Annotated in this window: 17 protein-coding genes and 4 tRNA genes; 6 read left to right on the top strand and 15 right to left on the bottom strand. The window is 34.9% G+C overall.

The features are described 5' to 3' along the window. Positions 1–5: 5 nt before the first annotated feature. The 9 genes from BOQ64_RS08865 to BOQ64_RS08825 form a co-directional block, all read right to left on the bottom strand. Entirely contained in the window at positions 6–785 is a 780-nt protein-coding gene (locus BOQ64_RS08865) for a T9SS type A sorting domain-containing protein (protein WP_129057762.1), read from the bottom strand. Between the two features lie 190 nt (positions 786–975). Further along, complete coding sequence (locus BOQ64_RS08860; RefSeq protein ID WP_129057761.1) at positions 976–1,746, bottom strand: T9SS type A sorting domain-containing protein; 771 nt, start codon at positions 1,744–1,746, stop codon at positions 976–978. Positions 1,747–1,990: 244 nt separating this feature from the next. Continuing rightward, positions 1,991–2,065: transfer RNA gene (locus BOQ64_RS08855), tRNA-Glu, on the bottom strand. Between the two features lie 63 nt (positions 2,066–2,128). Next, positions 2,129–2,200: transfer RNA gene (locus BOQ64_RS08850), tRNA-Glu, on the bottom strand. Positions 2,201–2,280: 80 nt separating this feature from the next. Further along, positions 2,281–2,352, bottom strand: a tRNA-Glu gene (locus BOQ64_RS08845). A 9-nt stretch (positions 2,353–2,361) separates the two neighbouring features. Continuing rightward, entirely contained in the window at positions 2,362–2,616 is a 255-nt protein-coding gene (rpsT, locus tag BOQ64_RS08840; protein ID WP_002983073.1) for a 30S ribosomal protein S20, read from the bottom strand. Between the two features lie 66 nt (positions 2,617–2,682). Further along, positions 2,683–3,003 carry a hypothetical protein gene (locus BOQ64_RS08835; RefSeq protein ID WP_129057760.1) on the bottom strand — a complete coding sequence of 107 codons (321 nt, stop codon included), beginning with the start codon at positions 3,001–3,003 and terminating at the stop codon, positions 2,683–2,685. Between the two features lie 498 nt (positions 3,004–3,501). Further along, positions 3,502–3,573 (bottom strand) — tRNA-Glu (locus BOQ64_RS08830). Positions 3,574–3,630: 57 nt separating this feature from the next. After that, positions 3,631–4,917, bottom strand: coding sequence for an N-acetylmuramoyl-L-alanine amidase (locus BOQ64_RS08825; protein WP_129057759.1), 1,287 nt, complete (start codon positions 4,915–4,917; stop codon positions 3,631–3,633). A gap of 53 nt (positions 4,918–4,970) precedes the next feature. Here BOQ64_RS08825 and BOQ64_RS08820 point away from each other — a divergent pair, with 53 nt between their 5' ends. From BOQ64_RS08820 to BOQ64_RS08810, 3 genes are all read left to right on the top strand, one after another. Beyond that, a complete protein-coding gene (locus tag BOQ64_RS08820; protein ID WP_129057758.1) occupies positions 4,971–7,556 on the top strand; it encodes a putative LPS assembly protein LptD in 2,586 nt (861 codons plus the stop codon). 130 nt (positions 7,557–7,686) lie between these two features. Beyond that, positions 7,687–8,067, top strand: coding sequence for a RidA family protein (locus BOQ64_RS08815; protein WP_129057757.1), 381 nt, complete (start codon positions 7,687–7,689; stop codon positions 8,065–8,067). Further along, on the top strand, positions 8,067–8,522 hold the full coding sequence (locus BOQ64_RS08810; protein ID WP_066698014.1) for a hypothetical protein: 456 nt from the start codon (positions 8,067–8,069) through the stop codon (positions 8,520–8,522). The genes BOQ64_RS08815 and BOQ64_RS08810 overlap by 1 nt, the downstream gene beginning before the upstream one ends. Positions 8,523–8,596: 74 nt before the next feature. Here BOQ64_RS08810 and BOQ64_RS08805 read toward each other — a convergent pair whose 3' ends face one another. Next, entirely contained in the window at positions 8,597–10,126 is a 1,530-nt protein-coding gene (locus BOQ64_RS08805) for a trypsin-like peptidase domain-containing protein (protein ID WP_129057756.1), read from the bottom strand. Between the two features lie 379 nt (positions 10,127–10,505). Here BOQ64_RS08805 and BOQ64_RS08800 point away from each other — a divergent pair, with 379 nt between their 5' ends. Together BOQ64_RS08800 and BOQ64_RS08795 are read left to right on the top strand one after the other, a co-directional pair. After that, positions 10,506–11,876, top strand: coding sequence for a rhodanese-related sulfurtransferase (locus BOQ64_RS08800; RefSeq protein WP_129057755.1), 1,371 nt, complete (start codon positions 10,506–10,508; stop codon positions 11,874–11,876). Positions 11,877–11,915: 39 nt separating this feature from the next. Then, positions 11,916–12,491 carry a 5-formyltetrahydrofolate cyclo-ligase gene (locus BOQ64_RS08795; protein WP_129057754.1) on the top strand — a complete coding sequence of 192 codons (576 nt, stop codon included), beginning with the start codon at positions 11,916–11,918 and terminating at the stop codon, positions 12,489–12,491. Here BOQ64_RS08795 and BOQ64_RS23795 read toward each other — a convergent pair. From BOQ64_RS23795 to BOQ64_RS08785, 3 genes are all read right to left on the bottom strand, one after another. Beyond that, complete coding sequence (locus BOQ64_RS23795; RefSeq protein WP_228448279.1) at positions 12,440–12,715, bottom strand: hypothetical protein; 276 nt, start codon at positions 12,713–12,715, stop codon at positions 12,440–12,442. The two genes, BOQ64_RS08795 and BOQ64_RS23795, sit on opposite strands and share 52 nt — an antisense overlap. A gap of 65 nt (positions 12,716–12,780) precedes the next feature. Next, entirely contained in the window at positions 12,781–13,017 is a 237-nt protein-coding gene (locus tag BOQ64_RS23790) for a hypothetical protein (protein ID WP_228448278.1), read from the bottom strand. Continuing rightward, entirely contained in the window at positions 13,001–14,176 is a 1,176-nt protein-coding gene (locus BOQ64_RS08785) for a hypothetical protein (protein ID WP_129057753.1), read from the bottom strand. Before BOQ64_RS08785 ends, BOQ64_RS23790 begins: the two co-directional genes overlap by 17 nt. A 182-nt stretch (positions 14,177–14,358) precedes the next feature. Between BOQ64_RS08785 and BOQ64_RS08780 the strand changes: the two genes are divergently transcribed. Then, positions 14,359–14,688 carry a hypothetical protein gene (locus BOQ64_RS08780; protein WP_065395887.1) on the top strand — a complete coding sequence of 110 codons (330 nt, stop codon included), beginning with the start codon at positions 14,359–14,361 and terminating at the stop codon, positions 14,686–14,688. Positions 14,689–14,863: 175 nt separating this feature from the next. Here the strand turns inward: BOQ64_RS08780 and BOQ64_RS08775 are convergent, their stop codons facing one another. Together BOQ64_RS08775 and BOQ64_RS08770 are read right to left on the bottom strand one after the other, a co-directional pair. Then, a complete protein-coding gene (locus BOQ64_RS08775) occupies positions 14,864–15,631 on the bottom strand; it encodes a TrmH family RNA methyltransferase (protein WP_129057752.1) in 768 nt (255 codons plus the stop codon). Positions 15,632–15,651: 20 nt separating this feature from the next. Next, the gene (locus tag BOQ64_RS08770; protein ID WP_129057751.1) at positions 15,652–16,443 is read right to left on the bottom strand and encodes a CPBP family intramembrane glutamic endopeptidase; all 792 of its coding nucleotides are present in this window, start codon (positions 16,441–16,443) and stop codon (positions 15,652–15,654) included. Between the last annotated feature and the right edge of the window lie 76 nt (positions 16,444–16,519).

Here is a 16,519-nt window from a genome sequence, read left to right as displayed (position 1 = left end):
ATTATTTATTTAAGTAAAACCTTACTTGAATGTGTTTTCCCATCCTTAGTCTGAAGTTTGATAATATAAAGTCCTTCAGGCTGGTTGGTTTCAAATGTATTGGAATTTAATTTGGTACGGAATACCTCTTTTCCGGAAGGGTTGATAAGAGTAACCTCTGAACCTTCTACTTTTAAATTCTTATCCAGAGTAACCTGTCCGTTTTGACCGTGAGCCATAAAACTGATGAAAGGATCTCTGTACTGGTATCCGTAATATATTCTAAGCTCACCACCTAAGCTCAATAACCCACCATTGACATTGATCTTAATACGGTCATAAGGTTTATTCATGGTAAGCTCAATTTCACCTTTGCTCGGATCAGCAGCACCTAACTGTAGGATGTCATTGTTCAGATTCTGATAATCATTGTTAGATACATCTCCATTGAATGTTTCAATGGATACCCCTCCTAATACTTGTGCACTTAGAGGTGTTCCGTTAGAACCAATACCAATCACCAGTTTGTTAGTGTAAGCACTGTTCGGGAAAATCAATGTTTGTTCAGTACGGGCCAGCAAACCTATGGATACCTGTATAACAGAATAATCCATTTCATTAGGACCCACCGCATTCAAAGGATTAACAACTCCACATCCGATGCATACACCATGTACCTGATTGGTCTGAGCACTTGCATAATATTTTACAATCTGTGCAAATGACATATTGCTTGTTAGAAACAATAAAGCAGCAAAAACAGCAGTCTTAATACTGCGTGATCTCAATAATAAATTAGTTTTCATATATAAAAAATTTTGTTCTTTAGTTTTGTGTAAATTTATAAATAAAATGATTATGTTAAATAATTTATTTCAGTTTTTTGTGAAATAGTAAAAATTCGCTTTTATAAAGAATTATATTTAATTATTTTACTCTTTTATGTGCAAAAAAAACGGCAACCTCAGAAAAGGCTGCCGTTTTTGGGTTTATCATTTATTTAATTATAATTTTCTTTGAATATGTTTTCCCCTCTTTGGTTTGAAGGTTCATTATATAAACCCCGCCAGGCTGATTAGCGTTAAAGGTATTGTTCGTAAGTTTTGAACGGTAAACTTCTTTTCCTGAAGTATTGGTTAATGAAACTTCAGAACCTTCTACGCTGACATTTCCACTTAAGGTAACCTGCCCATTCTGGCTATGTGCCAATAAATGGATTAATGGATCCTGATAAGCATAATAAATTCTGAAACCACCACCAAGGCTTAACACACCTCCTGTTAACCCAATTCTTATTCCGTCATAAGGCTTTGCAGGTTTAAATTCTACGGTACCTCTGTTAGGAGTCGCTCCCAGTTTTAAAAGACTGATGTCTATTGTTCTGCGATCTTCATTGGACGTTCCGCCATTCATTGTTTCCAGTGTTACTCCACTTAGAAGTTGTACAGATAAAGGAATGTTATCTGTTCCAATACCTACAACAAGTCTTGTATCAGCTCTGAGATCAGGGAAAATTAAGGTCTGTTGAACACCCCCCAATAAAGCAGTTCCCAATACCATTGTTGAATAATCATCCTCGTTACCTCCAACAGCATTCAATGGATTGTCCACGCGGCATCCTAAGCACGCTACACCAAATACACCAGAACTTTGTGCATGAGCATAGATCCTGTCCTGACCAAATATAAGCTGAGTAGAGAATAAACAGAATGCTATTAAAGCTGCTTGAAAAGAGAATTTATCTCTCGAAAGTAAATTAAATTTCATGTTATTATTTTTTAGATGAATAGTTTTAGTCAAATTTAAGGAATTAAAGAAGACACAGGAAATAATATTTCCATTTTTGGTGATATTTTTAATGAAATTTAATATTCCTCAACATAATTAAACAAGATATAATTTAATCAGTAAGGATGATGCTGTAAATTTTAAAACTTTTGAAAGAAATAGATCCGGAAAGGATAGGGAAAGGTATAAAAACAAAAAAAAGGACTTTGTAAAAAGTCCTTTTTGGTAGCCCGTAGGGGAATCGAACCCCTCTTACCAGAATGAAAATCTGAGGTCCTAACCGATAGACGAACGGGCCCTCTATCTTCCACTACCGAAATAGTGTGTTAGTTTTTGTTTTTATAAGTATCAACTCTTATTGTAGCCCGTAGGGGAATCGAACCCCTCTTACCAGAATGAAAATCTGAGGTCCTAACCGATAGACGAACGGGCCGGTTAGATTATTTTAAGTATTAGCTTCCTACTTTGTTTTTAAAAACCACTGTAAAAACTCAGTGGTTTTTAAAAATTAAGTAGCCCGTAGGGGAATCGAACCCCTCTTACCAGAATGAAAATCTGAGGTCCTAACCGATAGACGAACGGGCCGCTATACTTTTACGCTAATTTATTAACGTGCTTTGTTAATTTGCTTTTTAAGTTAGCTGCTTTGTTTTTGTGGATAATATTTTTCTTAGCTAATTTATCCAATAAAGCGATAACTTTTGGCAGTTGCTCTGTTGCAGCAGCTTTGTTCTCCTCATTTCTTAAGGCTTTCAATGCTGTTCTAGCAGTCTTGTGATAATATCTATTACGAAGTCTTCTAGTTTCGTTCTGTCTGATTCTCTTTAGTGCTGATTTATGATTTGCCATATCGTTCAAATGTGAGTGCAAAAGTATAAACTATTTTTTAAACTACCAAATTTATTTTGAAAAAATTTAATTTTCTTCTGAAAGGTACTTTCTAAGCTTATCTATTGCTTGTTCTATTTTTAAATTTTCTTGTTCCTTTTCTATTTTTTTGATCGTGTTTCCCAACATGATCAGTGCGTTGTTCCATTCTCCAGTAGTATTGGTGAAAGTAAGTTCGTCTATTGTTACTTCAAAAGCAACCCTTTCTCCTGTCCTGTAAAGTCTGAAACTTATTTTATCATCCTTGCCTGTAATCCCGCCTTCATTGATTTGTAAATCGTAACTTTTTGGGTTAGAGTGGATTTTCTTAAAAAGCAATTTCGCTTCCTGTATCTTTAAATCCGGCATGATATAAAATTTGATAATCTGCAGTTTCCTGTAGACTGGGGTTATCAATAAAATTTTTCATCAGTGTCACCATATTTGTTTGACCAACTATGGCTAATAGTTATTAAAAAACTTTTGCAAATATAATGCTTTTGTGAGATATAACGTATAGAGAATGCTTTTTTAGAGAAAAAGTTCTGATTTTTTAGTTGAATAATAATAAGTGATTCATTACCAATATTCTGTGGTGGGATGTTTCAATGCGTTATTTTTAATTTTAGTTAGAAATATCAAATAAATGATGCCAGGATGAATGTAAATGTTGATCTTTTATCCCAGAATTATGGGCAAAGAAATATATTTTATCATCTCATAAAAGGTATTGGTGTTGGATTGATTTTTCTGAAGAATTTAAGTTTTTTAAAAAGGAGTATCAAATTGTAGAAATGCCATCTTTAAAAACAGCTCAATTATCTTAAAATAAAAAAGAGAAACGATCTCTGTCGTTTCTCTTTTTTGTAGCCTATAGGGGAATCGAACCCCTGTTGCAAGAATGAAAATCTTGAGTCCTGACCACTAGACGAATAGGCCAAATTTTGAGGTTGCAAAAGTAGAAAAACCTTTTTTAACTTCAAAATTATTTTTTAGTTATTTATAAACTTTTTGAATCACTGTATTCTTAATTCCTTTGGCTTCAACTTCTTTCTGTAGTTTTACAGCATCTTCCAAAGTATAAGCCTTTCCATAGGTGTAATAGAACACGCCATTGTCTTTCTCTCTTTCTACATCTTTAAGGTTCTGAAGGATGTATGAATTTCCGTTCAGTTTTTCGCCGGTATATACTTCTAGGGTATAATATCCCATGTTTATTCTCTGATTAGGCATAAATCCTACCGCAAATGCATTTCTGAATCCTGCATCTTTGGCTGTTTTAAGATTGATGTCTTTCACAGAAGCCATATTGGTTACTGCATAATAGTATTTGTACTGCCCGTTTTCTTTAAGAGTAAGAATATAACTAAGTCCTTTCAGTGCAGGATCGTTCTCATTGTATTTTGTAGGAGAACTCATCAGCAATATTCTGAAATCATTTTTCAATGGTACCTCTGCAGGTTTTTCCGGTTCCTGTTTTTTAGTAGTGAAAGATCCGCCTGTTTTTCTGTCAATCGCTTTTTTATAGTCAATGATAGCATTGTAGATACTTTCTGCAATTTCATTCTGACCTTTTTCTGAAGCAATATAATGGCTTTCTTCCGGATGGTTGATGAAACCTGTTTCTATAAGAACAGATGGCATGGCATTCATACGAAGAACGTGAAGGTTCTTCTGGAAAACACCTCTTGAAGATCTTTTATCCTTATTCACAAAGTTATCTTCTACCAATCCACCTAAAAGAAGACTGGATTCAAGATATTTACTCTGCTGTAATTTTAATGCAATTAAGGATTCCGGAGAATCAGGGTTATAAGATCCGAAGGTCTGCTTATCCTTTTCATCCAAAAAGATTACATCGTTTTCTCTTTTGGCAACCTCCAGGTTTTCATTGTTCTGGTTAGGCCCCTGTACATAAGTTTCCGTACCATATGCTGTAGGTCTTGCAGAAGAATTACAATGGATGGATACAAATAGATCCGCCTTGCTTCGGTTGGCAAGGTTAGTTCTGTCAGATAAAGAAGGGTATTCATCAATCTTTCTGGTATAGATTACTTTGAAGTCCCTGTTTTTTTCAAGCATAGCTCCAACCTTTAAGGTAATGGCAAGAGTAATATCCTTTTCTGCAATTCTTCCAATGTCTGAATAAGTCCTGTTGGCTCCGTGATCACTTCCTCCGTGTCCCGCATCAAGAACCAGTGTAAACTTCTTTTGAGAGAAAATAAAGTTACTGATTAGGAGTAGGAGAAATGATAAAATTATTTTAAAATTTTGTTTGTGCATCTTACAGTTATAAAAATTATATTAATTTTGGGCCTTAATTATATAGAACAAAATTGGCCAAAACCGTCCTCAAAAATATATTACAAATTTTAATTATCCTAATTTTTAACAATTTTTTAGCACAGAAAACCCCTGAAAAATTGCCTAAAAATGTGGTTAATGATACTATTTCCAAAAAGGATACCATTGTTGCAAAAAAAGAAGCTTTAGATGATGTACTTCAGACAAAAGCAGATGATCAGCGGCGAGATATCCCTAAAAAAATGACATTCCTTAATAAGAATGCCCAGGTAAAATATCAGGATATGCAGATTGATGCAGATTATATTTCCATTGATGATAATAAAAACCTGATCTATGCCAGAGGAAAACTGGATTCTTTAGGAAAAATTATAGAGCCTGTAGTGACTACTCAGGCCGGGAAAAAGTACGAAACCAATGAGTTCAGCTATAATACAAAAACCAAACAGGCTATCGCTTTCAATGCAAGAACAGAAGAAAGTGAAGGGGTAATTATAGCCCAAAAAACAAAGAAATACAATGATTCGGTGTTTGCTATGAGAAAGGCAGATTATACTACCGATGAGTACTTTGTAAAGAAAAAAGATACGGCAGCGGATTATTTCATGAGAGCTTCCAATATCAAGCTGATAAAATCAAAAAATAAATCCCAAATTGTTACAGGACCTATTCAAATGTATATAGAGCAGGTTCCTACGCCACTTGTGATGCCTTTTGCCATCTTGCCGTTCTCGGATAAAAGAGCCGCTGGTATTTTGATTCCAAGTTTTGGGGAAAGAGAAGACGTAGGATTCTTCCTGAATGGGATAGGATATTATCAACCGATTGGAGAACATTTTGATCTTAAAGTGCTGGCCGATATTTATACCAAAGGAAGCTGGAACTTAAGGCCACAGATGAATTATCAGAAAAAATACCGTTACTCTGGAACTTTCAATGCGGATGTTGGAACTATGGTAAGAGGGATCAAAGGATTGGATGATTATACTAAAAACAGTACCTATAGAATCAGCTGGTCACACTCTCAGGATTCTAAGGCAAATCCATTCCTTACGTTCAGTGCGCAGGTGGATATCGTAAGTACAAAGTTTTATAATAACCCGCTTAACAACAACTATATTTTCAACCAGAATGTATTGAATACCCAGCAGAATTCAACGGTAACCCTTACCAAAAGATTTCTGAAACTTCCGGTAACCATTACAGGAACTGCTTCTTACTCTCAGAATTTTGCAACAGGGCTTGCTGATCTTCGTCTTCCACAGATGAACGTAGCGGTGAATCAGTTTTATCTGTTTAAATCGAAATCAGGAGTAAGACAAGGACTTCTTGAAAATATTACCGTAAATACCGGTTTTAACCTGACGAATTTTGTGAACACTCAGGAAAATGAACTGTTCAAAAAGGAGATGTGGGATAAAATGCAGACGGGGCTTAAGAACAATATTGCTTTAGCTACTAATACTACTTTAGCTAAGTATTTTACATTCAGTTTAAGTGCTAATATTGACAATGCTTTAACTACAAAAACATTAAACAGATATTATGATCCCGTAAAGAATGTAACTGTAGATGAAATCAATAAAAAGTTTGCCGGATATTCTTCATTCTCTACCACTGCAAGTCTTCAGACTACATTGTATGGAATGATGAAATTCAAAAAGGGGTCTATTGTAGAAGCTGTGAGACACATGGTAATTCCAAGTATTGGGTTTACATACTCTCCGGATTTTTCAAGTCCTGGTTTCGGATATTACAAGAACTATTATAATGCAACCGGAGCACTTACTCCATATTCTATCTTTGAGAAAGGAATTATTGGAAGCCCATCAAACAGTTTGGTTGGGGCACTAGGCTTCAGCATCGGAAACAATATCGAAATGAAGGTGAAGTCTAAAAGTGATTCTACCGGAGTAAAGAAAGTGAAGATCTTTGAATCGTTAAACCTTTCAGGAAGTTATAACTTTGCAGCTAAAGATCACCCTTGGTCTATTTTCACTATTAACGGGCAGTCTTCATTCTTTAATAATAAACTTACAGTTAATACAAGTCTCTCTCTTGATCCCTATAAAATTGAGTTCATTCCAGGACAGGATCAGGGAATCAGAACAGAGAAATTTGGAGCTTTTGGAGTGCAGGGATTCAATGTTCAGTTGTCTTATCCTTTAAGCAGCGAAATCTTTGGAGAGAAAACGGATTATGCTAAAAAATATAGCTCAAAAGGAGAAGTCCGAAATGAGAATTATTATTTTGATGATGATCACTATGCACGCTTCGATCAGGCATGGACATTAAATATTAATGCAAATTATGCGTACTCAAAAGGAACGAACAGGTTCGGAAGTAAAATTGCATCTCTGGGGCTTGACGGAAGTATTAAACTTACCCCTTATTGGAATGTTACCGGAAGTACACACTATGACTTGGTAACTAAAGAACTTGCTTATACAAGGATTGGTTTTGCAAGAGATCAGCGAAGTTTTACCTTTACTTTTAACTGGGTGCCATTCGGGCAATATAAAGTATATGACTTCTTTATCGGGATCAAAGCCAATATTTTAAGTGATGCTTTAAAGTACAAAGACAGAAGCTTTACTCAGCCAAATGCACCTTTCTAATATCAGATTGGCATTTGACAATATAAATTTTATATTTGTATCCAAAATAAATCTAACGAGATTATCTTGAAATTGCTTAACTTATGGTGGGCAATGAAAGATGATTTTAGAAAAAAATAAATATCCATATATGAAACAAATAATCAATACAGTTAATGCACCTGCGGCTATCGGTCCTTATTCACAAGCTAATATGGCTAATGGAGTTTTATATATCTCCGGACAGATCCCTGTAGATCCTTCAACTGGTAAACTTGTAGAGGGAATTGAAAAGGAAACACATCAGGTAATGAAAAACCTTGAGGCTGTCCTTACAGAAGCTGGAATGACTTTTAAAAATGTTGTAAAAGCAACAATCTTCCTTAAGAGCATGGATGACTTTGCGGTAATGAATGATATTTACGCTTCTTATTTAGATGCAGATAGCTACCCGGCACGCGAAACAGTACAGGTTTCTTGCTTGCCTAAGAATGTGGATATTGAAATTTCTATGATTGCACATCAGGATTAATGAACTTTATAAGAAATACATTTGCGGTTCTGGTAGGCCTTGGGATAACAGGGCTTATAATTACTCTTGGTATAAGAGCTTTCCCGCAATGGGTTACTTTCGAAGCTTTCGCTCCGTTTGAGCATTGGCAGAGATTTCTATTCAGTATGAAAGACGATAAGGCCTTCTTTGGCTTTCTTCTGTTTATTTCCGGTCTGGGAACTACCATTGGTGGAGTAGCAACGGCAATCATCGTTAAATACGCTAAAGTAGCCTATGCTATTCTAATCGGTTTCATCATGCTTTTCATTGCTATGCTGGATGTGATTATTTTTCCTTATCACCCTACATTTTATAAGATTTCAATCTTCCTTACCTTTTTTCCATTCTCTTGGATTGGCGGTAAGATCGTAGAAGTGATCTATGAACGGAATAAGAAAAAAAGAATCGCTGAGAAAATGAATAAACCCAAATAAATAATAAAGAAAAACGCTGCAAATTTTTGCAGCGTTTTTCTTTTGATATGTGAAACTAACTATTGTTTAGTTGATTAAGGCATTTTAAATCCTTTAGTATACATTCTTCCGTAGTCATCTACAAACTTCACCTGTACATTCCCCTGGTATTTATTCAGGATGCTTTCGATGTCTTTTTGTGAGTTTACCGGCTTGCCGTTCACTTCAATAATGATATAGTTGTCTACGATTCCAATCTTGGCCATTTCACCGCCTTCAGATACGTTTTTAGTAACCACTCCGCTATTCAGACCGTATTCAGTTTTGAATCTCTCATTAAGAGGATCAAACTCAGCTCCAATTTTTTCTGTTACGCTAAGATCTGCTTTAGTTCTGGTTGAAGTACCACCTTTCTGATCTCTTAACGTTACATTAGCTGTAGCTTCTTTACCATTTCTTGAATAAGTTACCAGAACTTTATCACCAGGACGCTTGCTTCCGATAGACATAGAAAGGTCAGCAAAATCAGTGATGTCGTAGTTGTCTATTTTCGTAATGATATCTCCTTTTTTCAGTCCTGCATCTTCTGCACCACTGTTGTCTCCAAATCCTGTTACATACACTCCGCTACCTGATTTAATAGAGGTTTTGAATTGCTTATTGTAAGCCTGAACCTGTTGATCATTGGAAAGATCTAATGATGAAACTCCTAAGAATCCTCTTTGTACAATACCGAATTTCTTGATGTCTTCAACAATCTTTCTAGCTAAATTGGATGGAACAGCAAAACCGTATCCCTGATAATATCCTGTTGTAGACTGGATCGCAGAGTTGATTCCGATAAGCTCACCGTTAGTATTTACCAAAGCACCACCGGAGTTACCTGGGTTAATCGCAGCATCTGTCTGAATGAAACTTTCAATTGGGTTGCTTGCTTTCCCCTGGCTTCCTAAAATACCAATTCCTCTTCCCTTAGCAGAAACAATACCTGCTGTTACAGTAGAATTTAATCCCAGTGGATTTCCTACTGCCAATACCCATTGTCCCACATCAATATTGTCAGAGTTGGCAAAGTTTAAGTAAGGAAGTCCTTTTTCTTCAATTTTTAATAGAGAAATATCCGTATTAGGATCTGTTCCCACTAAAGTTGCGATATATGATTTTTTATTGCTTAGGACAACTTCAAGCTTGTTGGCACCTGCTACTACGTGGTTGTTTGAAATAATATAACCATCTGGAGAAATAATTACTCCTGAACCCATTCCTGAAGGCATATTTTCGGGAGCCTGCTGTTGCTTTTGCCTTTGCTGGCCTCTTCCGCCAAACGGATCACCGAAGAAATAGTCGAACAGATCCTGCTCTGTAGCCCTGCTTGCTGTTCTGCTTTGATAATTTTTAATAGTAACCACAGCCGGAACAGTTGTTTTAGCTGCCTTTACAAAATCATCACCTACTGCTCCTGTATTCATTCCTGCGAATGATGTATTGGGAGCTGATGTTGTGAAAAATGATTGATCTCCATTATTGGAGCCGTGTCCGAAATATTGTATTGCTCCAACGGTAGTAGCTCCGGAAATAACCCCAACTACTGCAAATGGTAATAGTTTTTTTAAAGTACTCTTCATTGTATATCTTTCTTGTTTATTAATTAATTTCTATTTTATGTTTTTGAGTAAACAAATTTAATGTTAAATAAGTAAGCAATTAGTATGCTATGTTTCAATTTTAACTAAAATTTAACGGCTATTATATCATTTTATGCATTATGTCATAATTGTTAAGCCTCTAGTTAACAAAAATTAAAAAAAACTTAAACAAAATATGACAGATTGTTATTGTAATAGATACAATATACAAAGTATTTTTCATTACTCATTACTCATTACTCATTACTCATTACTCATGATCTGTAAGCTGTCAATTATCATTTACCCCATGAAAAGGCGTTAATTTGAAAATGCCTATCTTTGCAAAAATATTTTTCTCACTTAAAACGTTTATAGCATGCAACTGTATAACACCTTAAGCGCAGAAGAAAGAGCTAGACTTATTGATGAAGCTGGTAAGGAACGTCTTACTTTATCTTTCTATGCGTACGCTAAAATTGAAGATCCCAAAAAATTTCGTGACGACTTATTCATAGCCTGGAACGCCCTTGATGCCCTTGGCCGTATTTATGTTGCCCATGAAGGAATAAATGCTCAGATGAGTGTTCCTGCAGATCAGTTTGAGGCTTTCCGCGATACGTTAGAAGTATATGACTTTATGAAAGGAATCCGCTTGAATGTAGCAGTAGAGCAGGATAATCATTCCTTTTTAAAGCTGACTATTAAAGTAAGACATAAAATTGTTGCAGACGGTCTTAATGATGATACTTTTGATGTAACCAACAAAGGGGTTCACTTAAAAGCTCAGGAATTTAATAATATGCTTGATGATCCTAACACGATTGTAGTAGATTTTAGAAATCACTACGAAAGTGAAGTAGGGCACTTTGAAGGAGCTATTACTCCCGATGTGGAAAACTTCAGAGAAAGTTTGCCGATTATTAACGAACAATTACAGGATTTTAAAGAAGATAAAAACCTATTGATGTACTGTACCGGTGGAATCCGTTGTGAGAAAGCCAGTGCTTATTTCAAACATCAAGGATTCAAAAATGTATTCCAATTAGAAGGTGGAATCATTGAATATACCCGTCAGATTAAGGAAGAAGGAATAGACAGTAAGTTTATTGGGAAGAATTTCGTATTTGACCACCGTTTAGGGGAAAGAATTACGGATGATATTATTGCACAGTGCCACCAGTGTGGAAAACCTTGTGATAATCATACTAATTGTGCCAATGACGCCTGCCACCTATTGTTTATCCAGTGTGACGACTGTAAAGCAGCTATGGAAAACTGCTGTTCTACAGAATGTCTGGATACGATCCATTTACCTTGGGAAGAGCAGTTGAAGCTAAGAAAAGGACTACAAGTTGGAAATAAAGTTTTCAGAAAAGGAAAATCTGATGCTCTGAAGTTTAAAAACTCAGGTGATTTACCGAAAGCTCCTTTAGCAAAAGCTGAAACTAAGAATATCCGTCAGAAAATTGCAGTTAAGAAAGTTTTGGTAGGAAAAGCAGAACATTATTTCTCAAAATCTAAAATCGGACAGTTTTTAATTGAAAATAAAGAAGTTTCAGTAGGAGATAAGGTTTTGATTTCCGGACCTACAACTGGGGAGCAGGAATTTACAATTACTCAGATTTATGCTAACGGAGGACCTTGCGAAACAGCAAAACAGGGAGATCAGATCACTTTTGAAATTCCATTCAGAGTTCGTTTGTCAGATAAACTTTATAAAGTTCTTGAACCAACTGAAAACGCATAAAATATCAGGAAACTGTTCAGTAAAAATAATATCACAGTTATGTTGAAAGCTGAGCTTAGAAAAAAATATATACAACAAAGAAAAGCCTTGTCTCATGATGAGGCTTTCTTGTTATCTGAAAAGATTTTTCAGAATTTCATTACTTACTTTAAACCTCAGGCTGAGCAGAAAATCCATATTTTCGTTCCGATTGAGAAGTTTAATGAGATTGACACTCAAATCTTCATCCATTATTTTTTAGCGCAAAATATCCGTGTTTATGTGCCTAAAATTGTAGATGATAAACTAATTAGTATTGAAATTTTCAGCGATACTCTATTTGAAACCAACAGTTGGGGTATTTCAGAACCTGTTTCCAATGAAGATTCAGGAGAAAATGATTTTCATTATGTGATTACTCCGCTTTTATACTGCGACCAAAAGGGAAATAGAGTGGGATATGGGAAAGGCTTCTATGATGGGCTTTTTCAAAGTGTATCTGAGAATACAAAAAAAATCGGAGTCAATTATTTTGACCCCGATGATTCTATTGATGATGTCTGGGAAAATGATATTCCTCTGGACTATTTAGTGACTCCCACAGAAGTACTGTCTTTTGTAAGTGGCTTAGAATAAAAGTCTAAAAAGTAAAATTTAAATTCTTTTTTCATTTTGGATGTTGACAGTAATATATACTGTGCATTTTTCTCAAAACTTCCTAAAGATTTATTCTTATCGTCAAAATATTCTACATTGAATTTGGCGTAGTCTAAAGTGTCTTTTTTATAAAATTCCTTATAAACATTCAGAGAGTTTACTTTAGCAGCTTTTACTTTCATACTGTCTAATTCCTTGAACATTCTTTTAAAGGTAAGGGAATCTGGTTTGTGGAAATAACTTTCCATCTGTGAATAAATAAAACTGTCTACTTCGGTATTTCTGTTACCACTAGCGTAAGGGTAGAAAGATCAAGAAGTTCCTGAACTTTCTGTTTGGTAATAGAATTGATAGCCTGCATACTATCCATCTGTACAGCGGGATAACTTTTTGTGTTATTGCTGTTTCGCAGTTTATCCAGGTCACTGGCTTCTGTCTTCTTTGTACAGGCAGTAAATAAAGTCAGAAGTATAGTGAGGATTAAAAAGTTATTTATTTTTTTCATCTGTAGTCGCAATTTTGAATTTAATGGATACGATCTTACCGTTGTCTTTTTTCATTTCTATTACATTCAGATTTTTCAGAGATGTAGTAGGAGTAGTAACGAGGGTGATATACTTTTGTTTGTCTATTTTTTCAATACCATAAGTATTATTGTCATACACCTGGTAAATAACAGCATTGTTGCTGATTAGGTTCTCCAGTTGATTTCTTTTCTGCTTAATAAGGGCTACCTGTTCCTCTGAGTTTCCTGTGATATCTTTTCTTGAGAAATAATAAGCTGCCATTTTGTAATCATCCGGCTTAAGTTCTATCTTTTCTTCTTCAGGAGCATTTTCAAGATTTCTGTTTACTTCCAGTGGCTCATAGAATGCTGCGCTGATTTTCATTTTCAGGTTTTTGTCCTTTGTTGAATAAGAGAAACATTCACCAGGCTTTATTTTATACATCAAAGGAGATTCATTTTCCTTGATAACCATGATGTCTAATGTATTAATAACAGAAACCCCTCGGTCTTTATCAATGAAGCAATATGTGTAAGTTTTTGAAAAAAGTACATCTTTGAACCCCAGTAAACCTGTGATGGCAATTAAAACGGAAGTAATAAGTGCCCATGCGTTCTTTTTTAAGAAATTTTTCTTAGGTGGAACTGCTGAAATTTCAATTTGATTGGTTGAAGTTTGTTTTTTGTTAACTTCTTGATTTTCAATATTTATTTTTTGTAAATCAGTGTTTTCAGGGGTCTGAATTTCAACTTTTTTAGGCTGAATTTCAGTTTTTGGAATTTCAGGTGCTGAAGAAACTGTTTTTTCCAGTTCATTGATTTCTTCTTCTTCCAGATTTTCATTTTCCAGTAATAATTCTCCAGCAAAAAGATGTTGCTTTTTGAATTCATACCATGAATCGTAACCTGCATAAATACTCAATAAATTGAGCATATCAATTCTTGGTAATTTGGTAACCGGTGAAGTTTTGAAATAGGTGTAAAATGATTTTTCGCTGATGTTGCCTTTCGCTTTTTTGCGTAGGTCTTCCTGAAAATATATGATATCTATACCCTTCCACTTGGATATGTCATCCTGTGAAGGGGTGTATTCTTTTAAATATTGGCCTTGGACATCCTTTTTTAGCTGTTCAAAGTGTAATAGATCTAAATCTGTCAATTTTTTTTAAAATAATTAAATTGTTGATTATCAGTTATGTTTTTTGTAAAACTATTTTACAAAGGTATTACAATTATTTTTCATAAACAAATTTTCTAACTGCTATACCTTTGTCTTGTTCAAATAACAGAACAGAAGAAAATTTTATAAAACAATATTAACAAAATTAAATTTAATTTATTATGAAAAAGTCATTATTCGTAGCTGCTATCGCTGCAATCTCTCTAGTTGCTTGTAAAAAAACTGACGCTACAGCTACTGAAGGTACAACTGATTCTGCTGCTGCTACTGTAGCTGATTCTGCTGCTACTGTAACTGATTCTGCTGCTAAAGTTGTTGATTCTGCTGCAACTACTGCTGTAGAAGCTACTAAAGATGCTGCTGCTGCTACTACTGCTGCTGGAGCTGAAGTTGCTAAAGATGCTGCTAAAGGTGCTGCTGACGCTGCTAAAGGTGCTGCTGATGCTGCTAAAGGAGCTGCTGATGCTGCTAAAGACGCTGCTAAGAAATAATTCTAGCTTAAGCTTAAAAATAAAGGAACCGTTTCACCCAGTGAAACGGTTTTTTTATGCTTTATTCACAACTTCTACCTTTAACCTGTCATTACGAACCGAAGGTGAAACAATCTTATGATAGAATAATACAGGAACGTTGACTGTAAGACAATCCGTCCAGATTCAACTTTATTTATCCTTTCTTCTGCCTTAAAGATTCATAGCAGGTAATGGCTACGGCATTACTTAGATTTAATGAATCTATACTTCCAGCCATAGGAATCAATGTGTTTTTCCCTTTTCCAATCCAGAAATCACTTAATCCGGAATGTTCTGTTCCGAATAATACTGCAGAACGCTGTGTGAAATCTCTTTTGTAAAGATCTTCAGCGGTCTCATCCATCAAAGTTGTATAAATGTTGAATTTGTTTTTCTGGAGGAATTCCAAGGTTTCTTCATTTTCTGCCTGATACACTTCCATTCCAAAAAGACAGCCTACACTGGATCGGATAACATTTGGATTATAAAAATCGGTTTTTCCGTCAGCAACAATAAGAGCATCAATACCAAAAGCCTCACAACTTCTAAGAATAGCGCCTAAATTACCTGGTTTTTCTACTCCTTCAACAATGATAACTGTAGAGTTCTCTTTTGGAACATAAGAAGAAAGAGGAGCTTCTTTTACTTTATATACTCCGATAATTCCTTCTGAACTACCTCTGTAAGCGATCTTTTCATACACTTTATCACTTACATAGTGGATTCTTCCTTCCGGAACCTGCTCCTTAAAGATATTTTCACAGATAAAGAATTCTACAGGCTTAAAATCATATTGTATGGCTCTTGCATTTTCCTGCTGTCCTTCTACAACAAAAACATTTGATTTTTTACGGAACCTGTTGTCAGTAAGTAGCTTAGTGACGTTTTTTATTTTTTCGTTTTGAAAACTTTCTATCAACATTTTGCAAAATTATGCAAAATTTATGATTGTACTTCTCTGCTTTTTATAAAAAGGTTCTTCCAGGTAACCTGAAACGGACTTTTCTTCTTCTTTTTATAGTATACAACAAGACCTATTATCAGAATTACGGATACAAACTTATAAACATTTCCATAGAGGTTTCCGGAAACATTTTCCGAGACGTTGAAGATCTCCCAATACAGGTTCATGAAAAAATGTAGGAATATGGCTCCCCAGACATTAAAATTCTGTTCAAAATATATCCAGGCAAAAAGAATTGAACCTAAAAATGTAATCGCAAATATCTCAATAAGCTCTATTGTGTTTTGACTCTGATATAAATGGACCTGTGCAAATAATAATGAACCGAACAGGATGGATGAAAGGAAGCCTAATCTTGTGAATCTGTATAAAGTTCCGATAAGAAAAGCTCTGAAGATGAGTTCTTCAAAAAAAGCAGATGAGAGGGTGTTGATGAATAATGATTCAAAATTGACTGTTTTGACTAATCTGAAATGAATAATGTATCCAATTAGCATAGGTAAGGTTGCCATAAAAGCTAAGGAAAAGCCTTTAATAATAGATTGGTCTAAAGAAAAAAGATTAAGGATTTTCTTTTTAGGAAATAGAATTTTCAGAGTGATGATTATTGGGAGCAATGTTATGGAATAGGCTACTGCATGGGCTATAGCTTTACTGTGAAACAGGTTTTTTGTAAAATGCTGAATGTTTTTAAAGCAAAAAAGATCAAAGAAATAATAGATGATAAATCCTAAGATAAAGATCGAAAAGAAGCGAATGTTTTTACTCATATTAATTTTTTTGAGCAAAAATGTAGTTTTCTGAAAAGGAGATCAATTTAATGTGATGAATAACAAGAAATAGTGA

Origin of the sequence: Chryseobacterium sp. CH25 (assembly GCF_004119455.1) — a bacterium.
Taxonomy (GTDB): domain Bacteria; phylum Bacteroidota; class Bacteroidia; order Flavobacteriales; family Weeksellaceae; genus Chryseobacterium.
This window is presented reverse-complemented; position numbering and strand designations above follow the sequence as displayed.

Coding starts and splice junctions, on each gene's coding strand:
- BOQ64_RS08865 (WP_129057762.1), bottom strand. CDS start 785: ATGAAAACTAATTTATTATTGAGATCACGCAGTATTAAGACTGCTGTT.
- BOQ64_RS08860 (WP_129057761.1), bottom strand. CDS start 1,746: ATGAAATTTAATTTACTTTCGAGAGATAAATTCTCTTTTCAAGCAGCT.
- rpsT (WP_002983073.1), bottom strand. CDS start 2,616: ATGGCAAATCATAAATCAGCACTAAAGAGAATCAGACAGAACGAAACT.
- BOQ64_RS08835 (WP_129057760.1), bottom strand. CDS start 3,003: ATGCCGGATTTAAAGATACAGGAAGCGAAATTGCTTTTTAAGAAAATC.
- BOQ64_RS08825 (WP_129057759.1), bottom strand. CDS start 4,917: ATGCACAAACAAAATTTTAAAATAATTTTATCATTTCTCCTACTCCTA.
- BOQ64_RS08815 (WP_129057757.1), top strand. CDS start 7,687: ATGAAACAAATAATCAATACAGTTAATGCACCTGCGGCTATCGGTCCT.
- BOQ64_RS08810 (WP_066698014.1), top strand. CDS start 8,067: ATGAACTTTATAAGAAATACATTTGCGGTTCTGGTAGGCCTTGGGATA.
- BOQ64_RS08805 (WP_129057756.1), bottom strand. CDS start 10,126: ATGAAGAGTACTTTAAAAAAACTATTACCATTTGCAGTAGTTGGGGTT.
- BOQ64_RS08800 (WP_129057755.1), top strand. CDS start 10,506: ATGCAACTGTATAACACCTTAAGCGCAGAAGAAAGAGCTAGACTTATT.
- BOQ64_RS08795 (WP_129057754.1), top strand. CDS start 11,916: ATGTTGAAAGCTGAGCTTAGAAAAAAATATATACAACAAAGAAAAGCC.
- BOQ64_RS23795 (WP_228448279.1), bottom strand. CDS start 12,715: ATGTTCAAGGAATTAGACAGTATGAAAGTAAAAGCTGCTAAAGTAAAC.
- BOQ64_RS23790 (WP_228448278.1), bottom strand. CDS start 13,017: ATGAAAAAAATAAATAACTTTTTAATCCTCACTATACTTCTGACTTTA.
- BOQ64_RS08780 (WP_065395887.1), top strand. CDS start 14,359: ATGAAAAAGTCATTATTCGTAGCTGCTATCGCTGCAATCTCTCTAGTT.
- BOQ64_RS08775 (WP_129057752.1), bottom strand. CDS start 15,631: ATGTTGATAGAAAGTTTTCAAAACGAAAAAATAAAAAACGTCACTAAG.
- BOQ64_RS08770 (WP_129057751.1), bottom strand. CDS start 16,443: ATGAGTAAAAACATTCGCTTCTTTTCGATCTTTATCTTAGGATTTATC.